A 21,451-nucleotide genomic window follows, 5' to 3' on the forward strand; every position below is an offset into this window, starting at 1 on the left:
GATGAGCGAGGATATGTTGACCAGGCATGGGCAGGCGGTGCTGGTTCCGGAGGCATCCGGGGAGCGGGCTGATCTGGTGGCATGGCGGCGGCGGAATGCGCTGCGACGGTCCAGTGCCGCGCAGCCGATTCCCAGTGGGCGGCGGTATCGGCGGAAGGTGAAACATAAGGGGCGGGAGCGGGATTGAGGTTGCTTCCCGCAGTTCGTGGTCGACCCCGTTTTCACGTGCTAAGGCATGTGAAGGCGGGGTCTTTGTTGTTGGGGGACGAGTTGTTCTCGGCTCCAGTTCCGACGGTGTGCTCAGCATGGTCGCATCCGGTGAGCAACCGGTCGCGATGGACTCTTCGGCGTAGTCGAGAAGTGTTCTGACACAGGGCTTTCACCGACTCGCAGCACCATCTATACGTCCGATCCGGACAGCCGACCGGCCTGCCTGACGCCGACCGCTTCCGGACCGGATAACTCGTATCCGACTGTGACCAGCCATATTCGGCGTCTCCGCGCATCGCTGAGTATCGCCCGGTGCGATCGCTCTCTACCGTCTGAGTTGTTCGATTCGTTCGAACCGCGGAGCCGTACTTCGGTCTCGACTCCGCGAATCACCGGGAGGATTCAGCGATTCGGAGGGGGAGAGCAATGTCCTGGAAATCGGTGTATGGGAAATCAGCGGTGGCGGGAGCCCTGCTGGCGACCGGAGTGTTTTCCGGCGGCGCGCAGGCAGCTGCCGAACAGCCGGGTGAGGTGACAGCGACACCGGCCGAGTCCGCGTTCCCGTGCCTCTGGCCGGTGTGCGTTTTGAGCTCCGGGCACCCAGGTGTGCCCGGCGGGCTGTCCGAGTAGAAGGGGAGTGCCCTGGTCGATGCTGACGAGGGCACGCTCGGATGCCGTGGCCCCTACGGCAGTGGCCACGGCACAGTCCATTTCGAGCTCGGCGACCGCTTCGGGGAGCGGTCGCCGAACTGAGGGGCGATCGTGGGGCAGGCGATCGTGGGGAGGTCAGGTGGGTGGGCGCAGCGCGGCGAATTCGTCGGTGACTCGGATTTCGGAGTCGGTGAACCGATAGACCGCCGCGGGGCGTCCACCCGCCCGGCCGGGGGATGCGGTCGCGCCGGTCGGCGTGATCACCTTGCGGCGGGTGAGAACTCGCTGCAGATTCGTCGTGTCGACCTCGTAACCCAGCGCGGCGCAGTAAATTTCGCGCAGCGTGGACATGGTGAACCGCTCCGGTGCCAGCGCGAAGGCGATATTGGTGTAGGAGAGCTTCGCGGCGAGCCGGGTGCGCGCGTGTTCGACGACCGTGCCGTGATCGAACGACATGCGCGGCAGCTGGGAAACCGGATGCCACGTGGTGTCCGAGGGTAGTTGCGGGTCCGCGGTCAGCGGCACCAGCCCCAGATAGGCCGAGGCGATCCGCCGTGGTGCGGGGACTCGGTCGGGATTGCTGAATACCGACAGCTGTTCCAGATGCGTCAGCTCGCGCACATCGACCTTCTCCGCGAGCTGGCGACGGGCCGAGACGTTGAGGTCTTCGTCGTCGCGCAGCCGTCCGCCGGGTAGCGACCAGGTGCCCTTCTGTGGGTCGAGGGCGCGCTCCCACAGCAGCACCGCGAGTTCGGTCCGCTGACCGGGCGGACAAGGCCGAATCAACTCATCTGTTATACGCGCAGGGCTGCTACCTGCGGTGATGTCGTCGGAGAAGCGCCGAACCTGGAACACCGCGGTGAGCGTTTCGTGGATGGTGCTACTATGGGCCACGTTTTCGATTGTAAGTCGAAAACCTGGTTTGGTGCGAATCGGCTGCCATGTGAAAAGGCACAAGGGCCGAGCGCACGAGGAGAGGAGCCATCCATGGCGACCATGGGTGTGAAGTTGGCGCCCCCGCTGATGGGGCAGGTAGTCGATGGTCCGACCGGATTCACCGGTGTCGAGGCCACACCGGAGTGGGCAGCCGAGGTCAAGCGCCTCGCCAGGGAGCGCAACGCGACGATTCTCGCGCACAACTACCAGTTGCCCGAGATCCAGGACGTGGCCGACCACGTCGGTGACTCGCTGGCGCTGTCCCGCATCGCGGCCGAGGCCCCCGAGGACACCATCGTCTTCTGTGGTGTGCACTTCATGGCCGAGACGGCCAAGATCCTCAGCCCCGAGAAGACCGTGCTCATTCCGGACCAGCGGGCGGGCTGTTCCCTGGCCGATTCCATCACCGCCGACGAATTGCGAGCCTGGAAGGCCGAATTCCCGAATGCGGTGGTCGTCTCGTATGTGAACACCACCGCCGCGGTGAAGGCGCTCACCGATATCTGCTGCACCTCCTCGAATGCCGTCGATGTGGTTGCCTCCATCGATCCCGACCGCGAGGTGCTGTTCCTGCCGGATCAGTTCCTCGGCGCGCACGTCAAGCGGGTCACCGGCCGTGAGAATATGCACATCTGGGCGGGCGAATGCCACGTACACGCCGGGATCAACGGTGACGAACTGACCGAACAGGCCCGCACCCACCCGGATGCCGAACTGTTCGTGCACCCCGAATGCGGTTGCGCCACTTCGGCTTTGTACCTCGCGGGTGAGGGCTCGTTCCCGGCCGAGCGGGTGCACATTCTGTCGACCGGCGGGATGATCGACGCCGCCAAGGCCGCGAAGTCGAACCAGGTCCTGGTCGCCACCGAGGTCGGCATGCTGCACCAGCTGCGAAAGGCTGCCCCCGGCATAGACTTCCAGGCCGTGAACGACCGTGCGTCCTGCAAGTACATGAAGATGATCACCCCGGCGGCGCTGCTCCGCTCGCTCGTGGAGAACACCGACGAGGTGCACGTCGACCTGGAAACCGCCGCGCTGGCTCGCAATTCGGTGCAGCGCATGATCGAAATCGGCAACCCGGGCGGCGGCGAATGAACGGCTGCGAGCAGAGCGCGACATGTGCGCTCGTCCGGAGTGGCGGTGCGGAATGATCGCCGGGGTGGCCGGTAGCGATACCGCTGCCGACCAGGTCGAGAAGGGCAGGGGCGCATGAGTACCGCGCCGCGGATCGACTGGGAAGCCGCCGCCGATCTGGTCGTGATCGGCGGAGGCGTCGCCGGGTTGACCGCGGCACGAACGGCATCGCTGCGCGGGCTGCGGGTGCTCATCCTCAGCAAGGGCGGCCCGACGGATACCGCAACCCAGTACGCCCAAGGCGGTATCGCCGTCGTTGCGCCGCATGAGGATTCGGTGGAATCGCATATGCGCGACACGGTCGAGGCCGGTGCCGGACTGTGTGACGAGGCGTCGGTGCGGTCGATCGTCGAAGGTGGCCAGGCCGCCGTCGCCGCACTGACCGATCTGGGTGCGGTCTTCGATCTCGCTCGGGACGGCCAGATCTCGCGCACCCGCGAGGGCGGTCACAGCACGCGGCGGATCATCCATGCCGGAGGTGACGCCACCGGCGCGGAGGTGCAGCGCGCACTGAACGCGGCCGGGTTGCCGGTCCTGTTCGGCGCCGCGGCACTGGAGGTTGTCACCGGGCGGGCCGGTGTGCAGGGTGTGATCGCGGTGTCGGAGAACGGATTCGGGGTCGTGCACGCACCGGCGGTGCTGCTGGCCACGGGCGGGCTCGGTCAGCTGTACGCGCTGAGCACGAATCCGCCGGGTGCGACCGCCGACGGCATCGCGCTGGCGCTCTGGGCCGGTGCCACGGTGGCCGATCTCGAATTCGTGCAGTTCCATCCGACGGTGCTCTATACCCCCGGTGGACTCGGCAGACGCCCGTTGATCAGCGAGGCGGTCCGCGGCGAAGGCGCGATACTGGTCGATTCCGAAGGGAATTCGGTGACCGCGGGGGTGCACCCGCGTGGTGATCTGGCACCGCGCGATGTGGTGTCGCGTGCGATCGCCGCACGGATGCGTGCCCTCGGCACCGATCACGTCTACCTCGACGCCCGAGCGATCGACAGCTTCCCACAACGTTTCCCGACGATCACCGCATCCTGCCTGGCCGCCGGGATCGACCCGCATACCGATCTCATTCCGGTCGCACCCGCCGCGCACTATCAATGCGGCGGGGTCGTGACCGACACGCACGGCCGGACCGCCGTTCCCGGTCTGTATGCCGCGGGTGAGGTGGCGCGTACCGGGCTGCACGGCGCCAACCGGCTCGCCTCGAACAGTCTGCTCGAGGGGTTGGTGGTCGGTGAGCGGGCCGGGGTTGCCGCTGCCGAACGCCTCGGTGAGGAAGCACATGTGACGGACGTGTCCTTCCACACCATTCCGCGCGCCGCCCGAGCCTTGGTGCAGCAGTCGATGACGTTGCATGCCTCCGTGGTTCGCGATGCCGCCGGACTGGCGGAGGCGGCCGTGCGGTTGCGAGATGCGGTGTCGCACAGCGCGGCAAGTCGCTTGCGTGCCGAGTTGACCACTGCCAAACAGCGATTGACGGGTGCGCCGATCGAGCTCTCGGCGCTCGACGGCGCACCGAACAGCAGCGCGGCGGTGCATACCGGTGCGGCGTCGCACGACACCGAAGACCTCAACGTTGCGGCTGCGGCACAACGCATCACCGCGTTCGAGGACGCGGCCCTCACCCTCACGGCACAGGTGCTCCTGCTGTCTGCGGCAGCCCGCACCGAAAGTCGCGGCTCGCACACCCGCTCCGACCACCCGACCCCCGACGACAACCAACGCCGCAGTCGCGCAGTACGTCTGGGCCCAGAAGGTCACCCCGTCCCCGCCCCCGACGGCCTCGACCTCACCACCTGGACCCAGGACGCCATCCCCAGCGCCTCATGACCGCGGCAATGCACGAGAACAGTAGGACGAGGAGTGCACTGATGGGACTGGATACCGGCCTGGATCGTGACGAGGTGCTGGCCCTGATTCGCACCGCACTGCACGAGGATCTGCGCTACGGCCCCGATATCACCACGGCGGCAACGGTTCCCGCCGATGCGGCCGTGAAGGCATCGGTGGTTTCGCGTCAGCCGGGCACGGTGGCCGGGCTCGACATCGGTCTGCTCGTGCTCGACGAGGTAATCGGTGCGGGCAATTACGAAATCACCGATCGCGTCGCCGATGGCACCCGGGTCGAGCCGGGCCACTCCGTGCTCGGGCTGGTCGCGCCGACCCGCGGTCTGCTCACCGCCGAACGCACCATGCTCAACCTGGTCTGTCACCTGTCCGGCATCGCGACCGCGACCGCCGCCTGGGTCGACGAGGTCGCGGGCACCGATTGCCGCATCCGCGACAGCCGCAAAACCCTGCCCGGCCTGCGTGCCCTGCAGAAATACGCGGTCCGCGTCGGCGGTGGCGTCAACCACCGCATGGGCCTCGGCGATGCCGCTCTGATCAAGGACAATCACGTGGTAGCCGCCGGTTCGGTGGTCGCCGCCCTCCGTGCGGTGCGCGAGCTGGCCCCCGATATCGCCTGCGAGGTCGAAGTGGACAGCCTCGAACAACTCGATGCCGTCCTGGCCGAACACGTCGAACTGGTCCTGCTCGACAACTTCCCCCTCTGGCAAACCCAAGCCGCCGTCCAACGCCGCAACGCCCAGGCCCCCACCACCAAACTCGAATCCTCCGGCGGCCTGACCCTCGCCGACGCCGCCGACTACGCCCGCACCGGCGTCGACTACCTGGCCGTCGGCGCCCTGACCCACTCGGTGCGCGTCCTCGACCTCGGCCTGGACATGTAACCGTCAGGCGGTGAGTTCACGCTCCAACGGCGTGCGGAATCGGGGGATGGCGCGAACTTCGCCGTACCAGGTGGCGATGCGGGCGGCTTCGGCTTCGACGAGAGATTCGGCTTCGGAGCCGATGTCTTCCAGTAGGCGGTAGACGATTTCGCCGTCTTTGCGCTGGGCCCAGCCGCCGACTATGCGCCCGTTCCACCAGATGGTGGGACCGACGTTTCCGTTGCGGTCGAAGAGGGTTGAAGCGTGGGGGCCGAGGTACCAGTCGCGGGACTGCCAGCCCATGGGAGTGGGGTCGAGGGCCGGGAGTAGGGCGGCCCAGGGCTCGGACTCGGGGGTCGGGTCCTGGTCGTCGGCGAGTAGCAGACCGGTGGTGCCGTCGAGATCGACCTCCACCACATCGAGTTGGGCGAGGGCCTTGCGAACCTCGGTCAGGGTCCAGCCGGTCCACCACTTGATATCGGTGACGGGTGCGGGGCCGAAGGCGTAGAGCCACTGCCGGACGAGTTCGGCGCGTGCCGCATCGGCGGGCATGGTCGGAACGCCTTGCGGCAGCCAGGCTTCTATCGGCGCCCAGGTGTATTGGCTGCTCGTCCAACTGCCGTTCGGCCGGCCGCGCACGATGCGCCCCTCCACCCCGAGGATCACGAGCACCCAGGTGGTGATGCTGTTGGGACGCGAATATGCCTTGTCTGGAGCGGGATCGACCTGCGTGCGCAGCCGAGGTACGTCCTTGCTCAACTGTGCGCCGGTCGCCGCCCCGCGCGCCAATAGCGCCTTGTGTGTTTCGTCTTCGACATCGGCCAGCCACGCGCGCACATCCCCGTCGACCACACCGGCCTGCTCGATGAATCTGCCGTAGGTGCGACGTTGCTTCTCCGCCAACGCATCCGCGCACGACGCCTGCAATACCGGCAGCAGTTCGACCGGCGCGATGAACATCGTGCGCCGCATGGCCAGCAGGCGCAGCAGTGTCCGATCGTCGTACAGCGCTTTTTCGACATGTGCGGGCTCAGCGGTGAGACTGCGTGCGCCAACCGACAGGTATACCGTCGCCGGATCGGTCGCATGCAGGACGACGAGGGATCGGACGATATCGGCAACGTCATCGGTGCGACATGCCTGTGTCAGCCGATGCCGCCGCGCCAGCCGGGCCCGCCGCTCCGCTACATCAATCGAACGCATATGCGAATATTAGCGGTCAGATCCCGAACTGCTGCGGATCCACCCCCAGCGCCTGGCATGCTTCCCGTATCGCCGCGATCTCGTTCTGATCGAAATTCCCGTCCGCATTGCCGATCATGATGCCGATCTGGACGACCGCATGCGCCTCGGTCGGCTTACCCGCCGCCTTGCCGATCTGCTGCAGCACATGTGCCCGCCCGAATGCCGGATCGGCGACCAGCCGGTTGCAGTTGTCCTCGAACAGGTCGCGCAATTCATCGGTCGGGAAGTTCTGCAGCACCGGATCGGAGCCGATGAGTCCGGCCACCCGCATGCGCTCGGCCGGATCGATGGTGCCGTCGGCCGCCGCGACGAGTGCGCACATGCCCATGCTCGCATCCCGGAACGTGCCGCCGCGCAGCTCGTTCTTCTTGGCCAGCAACTGCGCTCGCCACTGCGGGGCCTTATCCATCAGATCCATCAGGCGACTGATATTGGTCGCATTGCTGATGAGACGGTTCAAGAAGGCCATGGAAACTCCCCGGAACGAGGTTCGGACGGCAGACGGGCCCCGAACTCTGGATCGACTATCGCGCACCGTAGCAGAACCCATCGGGACACGCGTGCCCCCGAAACACCGCCGAATTACACCGGCTGCCAGGCACGAACCAGATCGAGCAGTCCGGGAAAGCGGGCGTCGAGGTCCTCGATCCGCACCCGGCTGCGCCGCTCCAACCCGTACTGCCGCTGACGGGTGACACCGGCCTCGCGCAACACTCGGAAGTGGTGCGTCAGTGTCGATTTCGGCCGATCGATCTCGAACCAGCCGCAGGAGCGATCGGTGTCGGGGGATTCGAGCAGCAGTTTCCGCACCATACCCAGCCGCAGCGGATCGCTGAGCACGCCGAGCACATCTTCGAGCCGCAGCTCGGCGCGCGTCGGCTCGGGCAGCGTGGTCGCGACGGTCTCGGTCGATGACATCGGTTCTCCTGCGGATCGTGATTTCTTAGTTCGACTTGAATCGTACTAGGTGCTAAGTTCGATCTCCGTCGTACCAGTACGAGAAATTTCGAACTAGGAGGCCGGGATGACGACACTCGCGGTGAAACAGGAAACCGAGGTGCGCCGCGATGGCGCGGTATGGCTGGCGGCTTGGCCGGTGCTCGCGGTCTTCGTGCTCTCGAATGCGCCGACCCCGCTGTATGTCGTGTGGCAGCACCGACTCGGCTTCTCCTCGGGCACGTTGACCGCCGTATTCGCCTGTTACATAGTCGGCTTGCTCGGCGCGCTGCTGGTCGCAGGTGTGGTCTCCGACCGCGTCGGCCGCAAGCCCGTGCTGCTGCCCGCGGTGATCCTCGCGATGCTCGCCTGCGTACTCTTCGCCACCGCGAATTCGGTTGCGATGCTGGCGATCGCGCGCCTGCTCACCGGAATAGCTGTCGGCGCGGCCGTTTCGGCGGGTATGGCGGCGGTGACCGATATCGGCGGCCCGGAGCGCAAACGCCTTGCCGCGCTCGCGGCCTCATCGACCATGGTGCTCGGCGCGGGCTTCGGTCCATTGCTGGCGGGCCTGCTGTCACAGCTCGTTCCCGGCCCGACCGTCACCATCTTCGTCGTCGAAATCGTCTTACTCGCTTCGGCTTTCGCCGTCATAGCGCGGCTCGACCTGCCCAAGGTTGCGCGCGGGCGCGGTCCATGGATCCGTATCCCCGCGGTCGCCCCCGGCGGATGCATCGCCGTACTACTCGGCATCGCGGTATTCGCCCCGGGCATAACCGCGACATCATTCGTGCTCTCGCTCGGCCCTTCACTGCTGTCGAACCTGTTGGGGGCAACCAACCGAGTGCTCGCGGGCGGCCTCGCCTTTGTCATGTTCCTCGGCGCCACCGGTATCCAATTCGCGGTGCGCCGCCTGCGCTTGCGCACTATTCTGCTGGGCGGCACGGCGGCCACCCTGCTCAGCATGATCACCCTGGTGTCGGCGCTGCGGCTGACATCGATCGCTTTCTTCGCCGCCGCCGCGATCCTCGCGGGCATCGGTCAGGGCATGGGCCAATTCGGCGGTCTCACGGCCATCAGCGCGAGTGTGCCGGGCGATCGGCTCGCCGAGGCCAATGCCGCTCAGAATGTCGGCGGCTACCTGCCCGCCGCGTTGCTCCCGCTGTCGGCCGGATTCCTCGGTGACGCAGTCGGTTTGCCCGCGAGCGCGACAACTTTCGCAGGCATTGTCGGTGCGTCCGCGGTGCTCGGCGCGGTGTTCGTAGCGACTCGCCCCGCCACCGCGACAGGACGGCGATAGCCGCATGTCATCATTCCAAGATGAGACACCTATTGCTGACGCTCGGCTGTGCGCTGTTCGCCGCGGTGTCGACGACAAGCTTTGTCGCACCGCCCGTTTCGGCCGATCCGGAATGCGCGGTCCAAGTTGACGTGCGGCCGGTAACGCTGACGGTGGACGGCGAGGACGCCACCGGCCGGGTATACGAACCGTATCGCTGCGCCGCGGGCGATCTGACACCGCGCGATCTGGTCGTCGCGGTCCACGGCCACGACGGCACCTCCGCCGACTACGCCGGGTACCTGACCTCGATCGCCCGCCGCACCGCGACTCCCATCCTGTCCATGGACGCCCGCAGCGCGACCAGTGTCTGGCGGGCCGGCGACTGGAATCTGTGGGCGGGCCAGCGCGATATCGTCACCGCCACCCAGTGGTACAAGAACGAGCACCCGACGATCGGCCGCACCGTGCTGTGGGGCTGGAGTCAGGGCGGCACCATGAGCGGACTCGCGGTGGCGCACGGTCCGCAGGGACTCTTCGACTACTGGATCGACAATTACGGCCCCGCGGACGATTTCACCATGTGGCTCGCGTCGGCGGGCGTCGATCCCGCACTGCCCGGTCAGATCGAACGCGATGCGGGCGGCTGCGCCCCGACGGTCTGCCCGCAGGCCTATGCCGAACGGTCGCCCGTTTTCCTTGCCGCCCGGATGAGCATGAAACGCGCCTTCCTCATCCACGGTACCGGTGACGATGTGGTGCCGTACCCGGCGACCCTGGAAATGCGAGCCGGCCTGCTCGCCGCGGGCAAATCCACCTCGATGTACACGATCGTCACCGGTCGCGACCTGAACGGCGCCGTGGTCCCGGGCGATCACAGCGTCGGTCCCGCGTACTTCGAGGGCGGTTGCGTCGTCGAACGTCTGCTCCTCGGCACCGAACCCGTCGACGGACCAGACCGCGACTATCTGGTCGACGTCGCTCGCGGTACCGTCATCGCCCCCGCGGCTCCGCCGAATGCCAAATGCGCCGCGTGAGGGAACACCTGTCGGTGCGGTGTGGTTCATTCGGGCAGAACCGGATACAAGGAGAGGTGCAATGAAGCCGAATGACCCCGCGTACCACTGGAACGGCGCGGAATTGGACCTCGACGCGTATCTGGCACGCATCGGCTACACCGGCGACCGCACCCCGACGCCGGCCACCCTGCGCGCCCTCGTCTACGCGCACACCACCACGATCCCGTTCGAGAATCTGGAGTCCATTCTCGGCCGCCCCGTTCCGCTGGATCTGGAATCGTTGCAGGACAAGTTGATCCGGCACCGGCGCGGCGGCTACTGCTACGAAAACGTCGGCCTGTTCGCCGCCGCGCTGGAACGGCTCGGCTTCGGGGTGACCGGTCTCAGCGGCCGGGTCACCATGGGGGTATCCGACGGTCTGCGCCCGGCCACGCACGCCCTGCTGCGCGTCACCACCGGCGATGACGATCGCGTCTGGATCTGCGATGTCGGCTTCGGCTCCGGACCGCTCGCGCCGTATGAACTGGTCGAGGGCGGCGAATTCACGCTCGGCGAGTGGCGCTTCCGGCTCGAACACACCACCGGCGAACTCGACACCGACCTCTGGGTGTTGCACCAATTCGGCCGCGACGGCTGGATCGACAGGTACACCTTCACGCTGAATCCGCAGTACCGCATCGATTTCGCGGTAGGCAACCACTTCGTCTCCACCTCGCCGCGCTCGCCGTTCACTGCCCGGCCGTTCGTGCAGCGCTTCCTCCCGGACGTCCACTACGTCCTGGACAACCTCACCCTCATCACCGAATATCCGAACGGCACCAGCGAAACGCGCGAACTCGAACTCGCCGAACTTCCGAAAATCCTCACCGAGGTCTTCGATATCGAGCTGTCCGAACCCGATGCCGCTGCCCTCGCCCAAGGGCCCTGGCTCGCCTGAAATCCGCATAGTCGTACCCGTTGCGGTCCACCTGGATCGCGACAGGAGGTGCGGATTCCTCCGTGCGGGCTACCTGACCTCGTCGCTATCGGCCACTACAGTCGGCCGGGTGCGTGCCAACCGGAATTCTCTCGTTCTGTTCGCAGCCACCGCCTTGGCCCTGAGTGGTTGCAGCTCAGGGCCAGACCAGCCCGACACCGTCGCCGGGCAGTTCGCCGATGCGCTCAGCCGGGACGATACCGCCGCGGCCGCCGCACTCACCGACGATCCGACCAAGGCCTCGGACGCGCTGGGCAAGCTCTACGACGGACTCGGCAAGGATGTGAAATTCGAGGTCCGCGGCGTCGATAAGAACTCCTTCACCCTCGCCGCCACCTGGAAGTTCGGCAATAACGAGTGGAGCTACACCACCAACGGTTCCGCCAGCGATTCCGGCGACGGCTGGAAGATCAAATGGGATCCCAATGCCATCGCACCCGGTCTCGCTCTCGGTCCGCTGAGCTACGCCACCACCTATTCGAAGCCCGCGCGCGTTCTGGAGTCATCGGGCGGTGAGTTGATGACCGAGCAGGTGGTCACCCTGGTGAACGTCGCCCCCGGCGCCGATACCGCCGCGCTCGCCGCGGTGCTCGCCCCCGTCGCCGCCGACATCACCGCGCAGTCGCTGCAATCGGATCTGGCTGCGGCGCAGGGCAAGTCGATCACGGCGGTCACCCTGCGCGACGCCGATATCGCCCCGATCCAAACGGCGCTGGCCGCAGTCCCTGGCGTCACCCTCGCGCCGCAGACCCGCCTGCTCGCCACCGACAAATCCCTCGCGTCACCGGTGCTGTCCGGTCTCGCCGACCTGTGGCAGCGCTCCGCCGACGCGGCGGCAGGCTGGGCGGTGCGGGCGCAGACCGCCGACGGCACCGAACGCGTCGCCGGTCAGGATCCGAAACCCACCACGGATGTCGTGACCACACTCGACACCGATCTGCTGCGCTACGCGGAGAGCGCATTGACGCCGATCGCCCAGCCGGCCGCGATCGTCGCAATGCAACCTTCCACCGGAAAGGTGCTCGCCGTCGCGCAGAACGCGGCCGCCGACGCCCAGGGACCGATCGCGCTCACCGGCCTGTATCCGCCGGGTTCGACTTTCAAGACCGTCACTGTCTCGGCCGCTCTGCAATCCGGCGCTGTGACACCCGACACCGTGCTGCCGTGCCCGGCCACCGCGAATATCGAGGGCCGCCGCATCCCCAACGACAACAACTTCGACCTCGGCAATGTCCCGCTGCACACCGCCTTCGCCCAGTCCTGCAACACCACCATGGGCCAACTCGCGGTGAATCTCGCACCGAACGGCCTGACCGATGCCGCGGCACAACTCGGCCTCGGCATCGACTTCGTCACACCCGGTCTGACCACCGTCACCGGCAAGGTGCCGACCGCGGACACCCCGGCGCTGCGTGTGGAGTCCGGCATCGGCCAGGGCAAGGTGACGGCCTCACCGTTCGGTATGGCGCTGGTCGCCGCATCCATCGCGCGCGGATCGATGCCGCTGCCGATGGTCGTCGACGGGCAGCCCGGCGTGGCCGATCACACCCCGGCGCCGCTGCCGCCGACCACCGACGAACAGCTGAAAACCATGATGCGCGAGACCATTACCGGCGGCACCGCCACCGCACTGCGCGATATTCCGGGCCTGATCGGCAAGACCGGCACCGCCGAGTACATCGATGACAAGCACGCCCACGGCTGGTTCGTCGGCATCGACGGTGACCTGGCCTTCGCCGTATTCGTCAGCGATGCGAACAGCTCGGGTCCGGCCGTGGAAGCCGCGGGCCGTATGCTGCGTGCACGACATTGAGCGACACTTCGGACGGTAGTCGGCGGAGCCGACGGGGTGGGTGAGCACTGTCGAATCAGCACGGCATCAGCGTTCGGCGCGTGTGGGCGAGGAATATACCCCCGCAGCCGCGTGCCGTGGATTACGCCCCGCTACACTCGTCGGCAGAACGCGTTGATGGTCAATACGCGTGATGTCACGATTTCGAGAAGGTTCGGAGTAGGCGCCATCGATACCGGTCAATTGATCGCGGAGCACTACCGCCTGGTCGAGCGGATTGGTAGCGGCGGCACGGGTGTGGTTTGGCGTGCGATCGACGAACGCCTGCAACGCTCGGTCGCGGTGAAGCAGATCCACATCAAGCCCAGCCTGCCCGAAGCCGAGCGCGATGTGGTGCGACAGCGCGCGATCCGTGAGGCCCGCAATGCGGCGCGCTTCCAGCATCCGAATGCGATCGTGGTCTTCGATATCACCGAGCACAACGGCGACCCGTGCCTGGTGATGGAGTATCTGAAGTCGAAGAGTTTGGCGGGAGTGATCTCCGGGCAGGGGATGCTGCCGCTGACTCAGGTCGCGCGGATCGGCGAACAGGTCGCCTCGGCGCTCATCGCCGCACATCACGCCGGAATCGTGCACCGCGATGTCAAACCGGGCAATATCCTGCTCGACGACACCGGCACGGTGAAGATCACCGACTTCGGCATCTCCCGCGCCACCGGCGACGTCACCCTCACCGAGACCGGTCTGATCTGCGGTACCGCCGCCTACCTCGCGCCGGAGGTCGCGCGCGGCGCCGACCCGACACCGGCCGCCGACGTATTCGCCTTGGGTGCAACGCTTTTCCACGCTCTCGAGGGCGAACCGCCGTACGGTGCCAGTGCCAACCCGCTCGCCGTGCTCTACGCCGCGGCGAACGGCCAGGTGAGCGAACCTCGGCACGCCGGCCCCGCAACCGATTTCCTGCTGGATCTGCTCAGCCCGGATCCCGCCGACCGGCCGACCATGCGTGCGGCCCGCGAACATCTTTCCGCGCTCGCCGATTCCGGATCGGTGACCGCCGGATTCGTCCCGGCCAGTGAGGCTTTCGGTCGGCGCGGCGAATCCGCGACCCGTGCACTGCGGCAACCCGCGAATTCGACGCCGGAGCACGAGCCGACGGCGCGGCAGCCACGTCCGGCGCCGCCGCAGCGAAATTCCACCCGCTCCAACAACTCCGGTGGTGCGTCGCACCCGAGAACCGCCGCGCATCCACGGACGGCGACACAGCCTCGTCCGGTGCCGCGCAAGTCCGGTGGTAAGCGCAAGGCCGTCTTGGTCGGTGCGACCATCGGTGCGGTGGTGGCCGTCGTGGCCATCCTGATCGGTGCGCTGAATCAGTCGGGCTCCAATACGCCGTCGGTGCAAGCGAGTCCGCCCTCGTCGTCCGCATCGAAGGGCACCACGTCCACGGCCGCCGTGGGCTCGCCGGGGCAAACGAAGAGCGTCGGCCCGGCAGACTCGCGACAATCCATCGATCAAGTGGTGGACTTCTACAACAACCTCACCTATCTGAATTTCGCGGCCGCATGGAAACAGTTGACTCCCGCTGCCCAGCGGGTCTACGGCAGTCAGTCAGCCTTCCAGGATTACTGGACGCAGAATCGGGTCACGGGCTTCAACACTGTTGATGCGGCCGGTGGTGGTACAGGCACCAACTCAGACGGTTCGGTGGAAATCAATGTGGCCAGCGTGACCTATGCGGGCCAGAACAGGTCGGTGACGCTGCGGTTGATCAACCCTGGCAGCGGCGCCCCACTCATCGACAGCGACACCCGCAGCGGCGACGCGCGCTAGTCACGGCAGCGGGTGCGGTGCCCTATCGGGCAACGGATCGCACCGAGGTCTGCGCCCAATTCGCCAGCAGCGCAAGGGCGGTGGCGCTCGGCGAATCCGCTTCGGTGGTGTGCATGATCAGCCCCTGATCCGGATCGTCGGGCAGGCGCAAGGTTTCGAAGCCCAGATCTAGTCGGCCGACAACCGGGTGCAGATATATGTACCGTCCGTGCGTCTTGTCCTTGAGTTCGTGACGCTGCCACATGGTGCGGAAATCGACGGAGTTCGCGCTCAATTCCTCGATGAGCGAAGCGATTCCGGCATCGCCGGGATTGCGCGCCATATCCAGGCGCAGATACGCGACGACATCGGCGGCCTTGGCCGCCCAATCCTCGTACAGCTCCCGCATCCCCTCGTCGAGGAAGACCAATCGGGCCAGATTGCGCTCGCGGGGCGGGAGTGCGCCGAAATCGGTAATGAGCGCGGCGGCAAGGGAATTCCAGGCGAGCACATTGGTGCCGCGGCCCACGATGTAGGCGGGTACGTCGGCGGCCGCGTCGAGCAGTCTGCGCAATCCGGGACGGACTTCCTGTTCGGTCGGAGGCTCCTCGCCGGACCACGGCCGCGCCAGCCGATACAGATGTTCGCGTTCCACCGGATTCAGCCGCAGCGCCTGCGCGACGGCATCCAGCACCGACTCCGAAAAGTGCAGGGTGCGGCCCTGTTCCAGACGCACATAGTGATCGACACTGACCCCGGCCACCATGGCCAACTCCTCGCGTCGCAGACCGGGCACCCGGCGGCGGCTGCCGTAATCGGGCAGGCCGACCTCCTCCGGGCTCAGCCGCGCCCGCCGGGAACGCAGGAATTCGCCGAGTTCGGCACGTCGATCCAGACTCACGTCATCCAGTATCCAGCCGGTTGCCGGGGCGCATCCTGGTCATGCCGTGCCCAGGCTCGCGCGGCGCTGTTTACCGCTGCCGTCCGCGCCGAAAGTAGTGATCACCGCCGGAACGGTTCCGGCAGTGAACGGAGACGGACACGATGAGCAACACCCGCCCCCTCGGTAACACCGGCATGGACATCACCCCGCTCGGCTTCGGCACCTGGATCTTCGGCGGATCCGGTTGGCAGTACTCATGGGGTGCCACCGATGACGCCGAATCGATCGCCGCCATTCGGCACGCAGTGCAGGCCGGAATCAACTGGATTGATACCGCAGCCGCCTACGGCGTCGGCCACGCCGAGGATGTGGCCGGGCGCGCGCTCGCCGGCATCCCGGAAGCCGAGCGGCCCTATCTCTTCACCAAAACCGGCCTGATCTGGGAAGAAGGCGACGACCGTGCCGGCCCGCCGCGGCGGATCATGCGGCCCGATGTGGTGCGCAAGGAAATCGAGGATTCGCTGCGTCGGCTGCGCGCCGAGCAGATCGACCTCTATCTGGTGCACTGGCCGGACACCGGTGCGGTGTTCGTCTATGGCGCCGAGGGTGAGGCCGATGACCAGGCGACTCCGCTCGAGGAGTACTGGCAGGTCATGGCCGATCTGAAGAAGGAAGGCAAGGTCCGTGCGATCGGCCTGTCCAACCACGACGCGGCCCAACTGGCGGTCGCCGAATCCATCGCCCATGTCGATGCGATCCAGCCGCCGTTCTCGGCGATCAACCGCTCGGCCGCGGCCGATATCGCTTGGGCACACGAGAACGGCACCGGCGTGATCGTCTATTCACCACTGCAATCGGGCCTGCTCACCGGCACATTCACCGAGGAGCGCCTGCGCAATCTGCCCGACGAGGACTGGCGCGGTTCGCATCCGGACTTCACCACCGGCCTGTCCGCCAAGCTCGCCCTCGTCGAAGCCATGCGCCCGATCGCGGCCCGCCATGGCGTGACCGTTGCCGAGGTGGCCCTGGCCTGGGCGACCGCATGGCCCGGCATCACCGGCGCGATCGTCGGCGCACGTAACGTCACCCAGATCGACGGCTGGCTCGGTGCTCGTGACCTGGCGCTCAGCACCGAGGATCTCGCCGCAATCGAGACCGCTATCACCACCACCGGCGCGGGCACCGGCCCCGCCCGCGCGTAATTTCTGAGGAACCACCATGACACTGCACGTTGTCGCCGAATTCCGCGCCAACTCGGGCCGCGAAGACCGCCTACGCACGGCACTCGAGGCAATGATCGAACCGTCCCTCGCCGAGCCCGGCTGCCTGACCTACCACCCTTACACCGACCCCAACGACCCTTCCCACATGGTGCTCGTCGAGGAGTGGACCACTCCCGAAGCCCTCGACGAACATTTCACGACGCCACATTTCTTCCATGTGCGCGACGTACTCGACCAGATCCTCGCCGAACCGATGATCATCAAGCGCCTCGTCTCGGCCTGACACCCGTCGCGCCCCGGTCCACTGTCGGACCGGGGCAGGCGGCCGTACTCCGCGCCACATCCGGCGACCGCAGCGGATAACGGGTGGCACCGGACCGATAGGCTGGTAGCTGGAGCGGAGCGGAGGATACCGACCGCTCGGCGTCGGGCACGGCGTCCATGGATCAGGACAGACAGGATCGCAGACCTCATGACATCCCGCATCGAGCTCGCCCGCGTTGATCTGCGCGGCCGTACTCCCTCCGCTGCCGAGCTGCGCACCGCGCTGCCGCGCGGGGGAGTCGACGTGGACTCGGTGCTGCATCAGGTGCGACCGGTGGTGGAGGCGATCCGGGATCGCGGGGTCGCGGCGGCGCTGGAGTTCAGCGAGCAGTTCGACGGCGTGATTCCGGCGAGCGTGCGGGTGCCCGCAGCCGAGTTGGAAGCCGCATTGGAAAAGTTGGATCCGGCTGTGCGGAATGCACTCGAGGTCGCGATCGAACGGACCCGCAAGGTGCACGCAGATCAGCGACGCACCGATACCACCACCGAGGTCGTGCCCGGCGGCACGGTCACCGAGCGGTGGGTTCCGGTCGAGCGGGTGGGGCTCTACGTACCCGGCGGGAATGCCGTCTACCCATCGAGCGTCGTGATGAATGTGGTGCCCGCGCAGGCGGCCGGTGTCGACTCGCTGGTGGTGGCCTCGCCGCCGCAGGCGCAGCACGGCGGGCTGCCGCACCCGACCATCCTGGCGGCCGCGAAGCTGCTCGGGGTCGAGGAAGTGTGGGCCGTCGGCGGTGCGCAAGCCATCGCGCTGCTGTCCTACGGCGGTATCGATACCGATGGAGCGCAGCTCGAGCCGGTCGACCTGATCACCGGTCCCGGCAATATCTTCGTGACGGCCGCCAAGCGCCTGTGCCGCGGCCTGGTCGGCATCGATGCCGAGGCGGGGCCCACCGAGATCGCGATCCTGGCCGATGCCACCGCCGATCCGGTCCACGTTGCCGCCGATCTGATCAGCCAAGCCGAACACGATGTGCTCGCAGCCAGCGTGCTCGTCACCGACAGCGTTGAACTCGCCGATGCGGTGGACGCCGCGCTCACCACCCAGATGACGGTGGTCAAGCACGGGCACCGGGTGCGAGAGGCATTGTCCGGTAAGCAATCTGGCACCGTGCTCGTCGACGATATCGAGCAGGGTCTGCGGGTGGTGAATGCCTACGCCGCCGAACACCTGGAGATCCAGACCGCCGACGCGCCTGCGGTCGCGGCCCGAGTGCGCAGTGCCGGCGCGATCTTCGTCGGTCCGTATGCCCCGGTCAGCCTGGGCGACTACTGTGCGGGCTCCAATCACGTACTCCCGACGGCGGGTTGCGCGCGGCACTCCTCGGGCCTGAGCGTGCAGACCTTCCTGCGCGGTATCCATGTCGTCGAATACACCGAGGCCGCACTCAAAGATGTCGCCGGTCACGTGGTTGCCCTGGCCAATGCCGAGGACCTGCCCGCGCACGGCCAGGCCGTACAAGCGCGATTCGAGGCACTGGCATGACCCCCGAGATCACCGTGCCCGGCTCCGGCGTCAGCCTGGACGACCTGCCGCTGCGCGAGAATCTGCGCGGCAAAAAGCCTTACGGCGCACCACAATTGACGGTGCCGGTGCAGCTGAACACCAATGAGAACCCGCACCCGCCGAGTCGGGCCCTCGTCGACGACGTCGCCGAATCCATTCGCGCCGCCGCCATCGATCTGCACCGCTACCCGGACCGCGACGCCGTCGCCCTGCGCACCGACCTGGCCGAATACCTGACCCGCCAGACCGGCACCGCGGTGAACACCGCCAATGTCTGGGCGGCCAACGGCTCCAACGAGATCCTGCAGCAACTGCTGCAGGCCTTCGGCGGCCCCGGCCGCAGCGCACTGGGTTTCGTGCCGTCGTACTCGATGCACCCGATCATCTCCGAGGGCATCGATACCCACTGGGTCGAGGCCAAGCGCAATGCCGACTTCTCCCTCGATATCGACTACGCGCTCGCCGTCATCGCCGAGCGTCGACCCGATGTGGTCTTCGTGACCAGCCCCAATAACCCGACCGGGCACAGCATCCCGCAGGCTGACCTGGCCCGGATCCTGGCCGCGGCACCGGGCATCGTGGTCGTCGACGAGGCATACGGCGAATTCTCCGCCGAGCCGAGCGCGATCGCCCTGATCGACCGGTATCCGACGAAACTCGTGGTCAGCCGTACCATGAGCAAGGCCTTCGCCTTCGCGGGCGGCCGCCTCGGCTATCTGGTCGCCGCCCCGGCGGTGATCGACGCGATGCTGCTGGTGCGACTGCCGTATCACCTGTCGGTGGTCACCCAGGCCGCCGCCCGCGCGGCCCTGCGCCACGCCGACGAAACCCTCGCCAGCGTCGCCGAATTGGCGGCACAGCGGGACCGGGTCGCGGAAGCGCTGGCCGCTATGGGTTTCGAGGTGATTCCCAGCGATGCCAACTTCCTGCTCTTCGGTCGTTTCACCGACGCCCCCCGCGCCTGGCAGCACTACCTGGACCGCGGCGTGTTGATCCGCGACGTCGGAATTCCGGGATATCTGCGCGCCACCATCGGTCTGGCCGCCGAGAACGACGAATTCCTGCGCGTCAGTGGCACATTGGCCGATACCGACCTCACCATCCGATGAATCCGCCTGTGGAGGAAGCAAAGATGAATCGCACCGCGCGGGTGGAGCGCGTCACCAAGGAATCGAATATCGTCGTCGAGTTGGACCTCGATGGCACCGGCAAGACCGACATCTCCACCGGTGTCCCGTTCTACGACCACATGCTGACCGCGCTCGGCGCACACGCCAGCTTCGATCTGACGGTGCGCGCCGAGGGCGATATCGAGATCGAGGCGCACCACACCGTCGAGGACACCGCCATCGTCTTCGGCCAGGCGCTGGGTAAGGCACTGGGCGACAAGTCCGGCATCCGTCGCTTCGGCGACGCGTTCATTCCGATGGACGAGACCATGGCGCACGCTGCGGTAGACGTCTCCGGCCGCCCGTACTGCGTACACACCGGCGAACCCGATCACCTGCTGCACGCGGTGATTCCCGGTTCCGGACCCGGTGCCCCGTATTCGACAGTGCTCAACCGGCACGTTTTCGAGTCGATCGCGCTGAACGCCCGTATCGCCCTGCACGTGCGCGTGCTGTACGGCCGCGACCAGCATCACATCACCGAGGCCGAATTCAAGGCGGTCGCGCGGGCATTGCGCGCCGCCGTCGAACTGGATCCGCGGGTGAGTGGTGTGCCGTCGACGAAGGGGACGCTGTGACAATGAAATCCGTCGCTCTGCTCGACTACGGCTCCGGCAATCTGCACTCCGCGAACCGCGCGCTGATCCGCGCGGGCGCGAACGTCGAGGTGACCGCCGATGCCGATATCGCCCTGGCCGCCGATGGCCTCGTCGTCCCCGGCGTCGGTGCGTTCGCCGCGTGCATGGCCGGGCTGCGTGAGGTGAAAGGGGAGCGCATCATCGGTCAGCGGCTGGCCGGTGGTCGTCCGGTACTCGGTATCTGCGTCGGCATGCAGATCCTGTTCGAGCGCGGGGTGGAATTCGGTGTGGAAACCGAGGGATGCGCGGAATGGCCGGGTGTGGTCGAGCGCCTGTCCGCACCTGTGCTGCCGCACATGGGCTGGAACACGGTGTCGGCTCCTACCGACAGTGTCCTGTTCGCCGGAATGGCCGGCGAGACCCGTTTCTATTTCGTGCACTCCTATGCCGCACAGACCTGGGACCTGCCGCCGAGTGAACACTTCGCATCGCCGAAGCTCACTTGGGCCGAACATGGGGTCCCATTCCTGGCGGCCGTCGAGAACGGTCCGCTGTCGGCGACGCAGTTTCATCCCGAAAAGTCCGGTGATGCCGGCGCGCAGCTGCTCCGCAATTGGGTGAACTCGCTGTAAACACCCGCTGGCCAGGCGATTTGACATCGTGCACGCCGGTAAGTAACTTTATCCAAGTCAGAGCGACACGGACACCGACCCGGAGCCGAAAGGCCTGGGAAACGAGGTAGTACGAGGAGCGCCTGACGATCACACTGGTTCGGACGGATCCTGATTTTGCGTCGGGGGTCGGCTGGACTAAGCTTCACCAAGTTGCCTCACTGAAGCCCCGGATTAACGCCGGAGTGAATGTGTGTGCGTGTGTTCTTTGAGAACTCAATAGTGTGTCGATGAATGTCAGTGCCAAATGTTTTATTTGGTTCCGGCTCCTCAAACCCCCGTTTGGGTGGGTCGGACATTTTTGTCAGCAAATACTTTTGCTGGCGTTTGATTTTGCCAAGGTTTTCGGACTCTGGTTAATTCTTCTGATTCGCCTCTTTATGGGGTTGTTTCAA

Annotated in this window: 20 protein-coding genes; 15 read left to right on the top strand and 5 right to left on the bottom strand. The window is 66.6% G+C overall.

Going from position 1 to position 21,451, the window contains the following annotated elements:
- Position 1: 1 nt before the first annotated feature.
- The gene (locus tag ON44_RS48120) at positions 2–187 is read left to right on the top strand and encodes a hypothetical protein (RefSeq protein WP_083897792.1); all 186 of its coding nucleotides are present in this window, start codon (positions 2–4) and stop codon (positions 185–187) included.
- An 809-nt stretch (positions 188–996) separates the two neighbouring features.
- Here the strand turns inward: ON44_RS48120 and ON44_RS11150 are convergent.
- Positions 997–1,755, bottom strand: a complete 759-nt coding sequence (locus ON44_RS11150; protein WP_040688753.1) for an NUDIX hydrolase — start codon at positions 1,753–1,755, stop codon at positions 997–999.
- 93 nt (positions 1,756–1,848) lie between these two features.
- Here ON44_RS11150 and nadA point away from each other — a divergent pair, with 93 nt between their 5' ends.
- The 3 genes from nadA (at position 1,849) to nadC (ending at position 5,663) form a co-directional block, all read left to right on the top strand.
- Positions 1,849–2,892 carry a quinolinate synthase NadA gene (nadA, locus tag ON44_RS11155; RefSeq protein ID WP_051181879.1) on the top strand — a complete coding sequence of 348 codons (1,044 nt, stop codon included), beginning with the start codon at positions 1,849–1,851 and terminating at the stop codon, positions 2,890–2,892.
- Between the two features lie 114 nt (positions 2,893–3,006).
- Positions 3,007–4,761, top strand: coding sequence for an L-aspartate oxidase (locus ON44_RS11160; protein ID WP_040688756.1), 1,755 nt, complete (start codon positions 3,007–3,009; stop codon positions 4,759–4,761).
- 41 nt (positions 4,762–4,802) lie between these two features.
- On the top strand, positions 4,803–5,663 hold the full coding sequence (gene nadC, locus ON44_RS11165) for a carboxylating nicotinate-nucleotide diphosphorylase (protein WP_040688759.1): 861 nt from the start codon (positions 4,803–4,805) through the stop codon (positions 5,661–5,663).
- Between the two features lie 3 nt (positions 5,664–5,666).
- Here nadC and ON44_RS11170 read toward each other — a convergent pair whose 3' ends face one another.
- From ON44_RS11170 to ON44_RS11180, 3 genes are all read right to left on the bottom strand, one after another.
- On the bottom strand, positions 5,667–6,845 hold the full coding sequence (locus tag ON44_RS11170) for a winged helix DNA-binding domain-containing protein (RefSeq protein WP_040688761.1): 1,179 nt from the start codon (positions 6,843–6,845) through the stop codon (positions 5,667–5,669).
- Between the two features lie 16 nt (positions 6,846–6,861).
- Positions 6,862–7,356 (bottom strand): tellurite resistance TerB family protein, encoded by a 495-nt coding sequence (locus tag ON44_RS11175; RefSeq protein WP_245567102.1) that lies wholly within the window; start codon positions 7,354–7,356, stop codon positions 6,862–6,864.
- A 113-nt stretch (positions 7,357–7,469) separates the two neighbouring features.
- On the bottom strand, positions 7,470–7,805 hold the full coding sequence (locus tag ON44_RS11180) for an ArsR/SmtB family transcription factor (protein ID WP_040688766.1): 336 nt from the start codon (positions 7,803–7,805) through the stop codon (positions 7,470–7,472).
- Positions 7,806–7,911: 106 nt separating this feature from the next.
- On the opposite strand from ON44_RS11180, the gene ON44_RS11185 reads away from it, so the two are divergent.
- The 5 genes from ON44_RS11185 to ON44_RS11205 all read left to right on the top strand — a co-directional run bounded on the left by ON44_RS11185 (position 7,912) and on the right by ON44_RS11205 (position 14,722).
- Positions 7,912–9,123, top strand: coding sequence for an MFS transporter (locus ON44_RS11185; RefSeq protein ID WP_051181880.1), 1,212 nt, complete (start codon positions 7,912–7,914; stop codon positions 9,121–9,123).
- A gap of 20 nt (positions 9,124–9,143) precedes the next feature.
- Positions 9,144–10,139 (top strand): alpha/beta hydrolase family protein, encoded by a 996-nt coding sequence (locus ON44_RS11190; protein WP_040688767.1) that lies wholly within the window; start codon positions 9,144–9,146, stop codon positions 10,137–10,139.
- Between the two features lie 61 nt (positions 10,140–10,200).
- The gene (locus ON44_RS11195) at positions 10,201–11,058 is read left to right on the top strand and encodes an arylamine N-acetyltransferase family protein (RefSeq protein WP_040688768.1); all 858 of its coding nucleotides are present in this window, start codon (positions 10,201–10,203) and stop codon (positions 11,056–11,058) included.
- 109 nt (positions 11,059–11,167) lie between these two features.
- Positions 11,168–12,910, top strand: coding sequence for a penicillin-binding transpeptidase domain-containing protein (locus tag ON44_RS11200; RefSeq protein ID WP_051181881.1), 1,743 nt, complete (start codon positions 11,168–11,170; stop codon positions 12,908–12,910).
- 156 nt (positions 12,911–13,066) lie between these two features.
- On the top strand, positions 13,067–14,722 hold the full coding sequence (locus tag ON44_RS11205) for a serine/threonine-protein kinase (RefSeq protein ID WP_083897794.1): 1,656 nt from the start codon (positions 13,067–13,069) through the stop codon (positions 14,720–14,722).
- Between the two features lie 22 nt (positions 14,723–14,744).
- Here ON44_RS11205 and ON44_RS11210 read toward each other — a convergent pair whose 3' ends face one another.
- Complete coding sequence (locus ON44_RS11210) at positions 14,745–15,602, bottom strand: helix-turn-helix transcriptional regulator (RefSeq protein WP_040688770.1); 858 nt, start codon at positions 15,600–15,602, stop codon at positions 14,745–14,747.
- 143 nt (positions 15,603–15,745) lie between these two features.
- On the opposite strand from ON44_RS11210, the gene ON44_RS11215 reads away from it, so the two are divergent.
- The 6 genes from ON44_RS11215 (at position 15,746) to hisH (ending at position 21,017) form a co-directional block, all read left to right on the top strand.
- Positions 15,746–16,786, top strand: a complete 1,041-nt coding sequence (locus ON44_RS11215) for an aldo/keto reductase (RefSeq protein ID WP_040688772.1) — start codon at positions 15,746–15,748, stop codon at positions 16,784–16,786.
- Between the two features lie 16 nt (positions 16,787–16,802).
- Positions 16,803–17,090, top strand: coding sequence for a putative quinol monooxygenase (locus ON44_RS11220; RefSeq protein ID WP_040688773.1), 288 nt, complete (start codon positions 16,803–16,805; stop codon positions 17,088–17,090).
- A 189-nt stretch (positions 17,091–17,279) separates the two neighbouring features.
- Positions 17,280–18,617 carry a histidinol dehydrogenase gene (hisD, locus tag ON44_RS11225; protein ID WP_040688774.1) on the top strand — a complete coding sequence of 446 codons (1,338 nt, stop codon included), beginning with the start codon at positions 17,280–17,282 and terminating at the stop codon, positions 18,615–18,617.
- Positions 18,614–19,747, top strand: coding sequence for a histidinol-phosphate transaminase (locus ON44_RS11230; protein ID WP_040688776.1), 1,134 nt, complete (start codon positions 18,614–18,616; stop codon positions 19,745–19,747). Before hisD ends, ON44_RS11230 begins: the two co-directional genes overlap by 4 nt.
- Positions 19,748–19,770: 23 nt before the next feature.
- Complete coding sequence (hisB, locus tag ON44_RS11235) at positions 19,771–20,385, top strand: imidazoleglycerol-phosphate dehydratase HisB (RefSeq protein ID WP_040688866.1); 615 nt, start codon at positions 19,771–19,773, stop codon at positions 20,383–20,385.
- A gap of 2 nt (positions 20,386–20,387) precedes the next feature.
- Positions 20,388–21,017, top strand: a complete 630-nt coding sequence (gene hisH, locus ON44_RS11240) for an imidazole glycerol phosphate synthase subunit HisH (protein WP_373283148.1) — start codon at positions 20,388–20,390, stop codon at positions 21,015–21,017.
- Positions 21,018–21,451: the final 434 nt, after the last annotated feature.

The sequence above is a fragment of the Nocardia vinacea NBRC 16497 genome (genome assembly GCF_000308835.1).
GTDB classification, from domain to species: Bacteria; Actinomycetota; Actinomycetes; order Mycobacteriales; family Mycobacteriaceae; genus Nocardia; species Nocardia vinacea.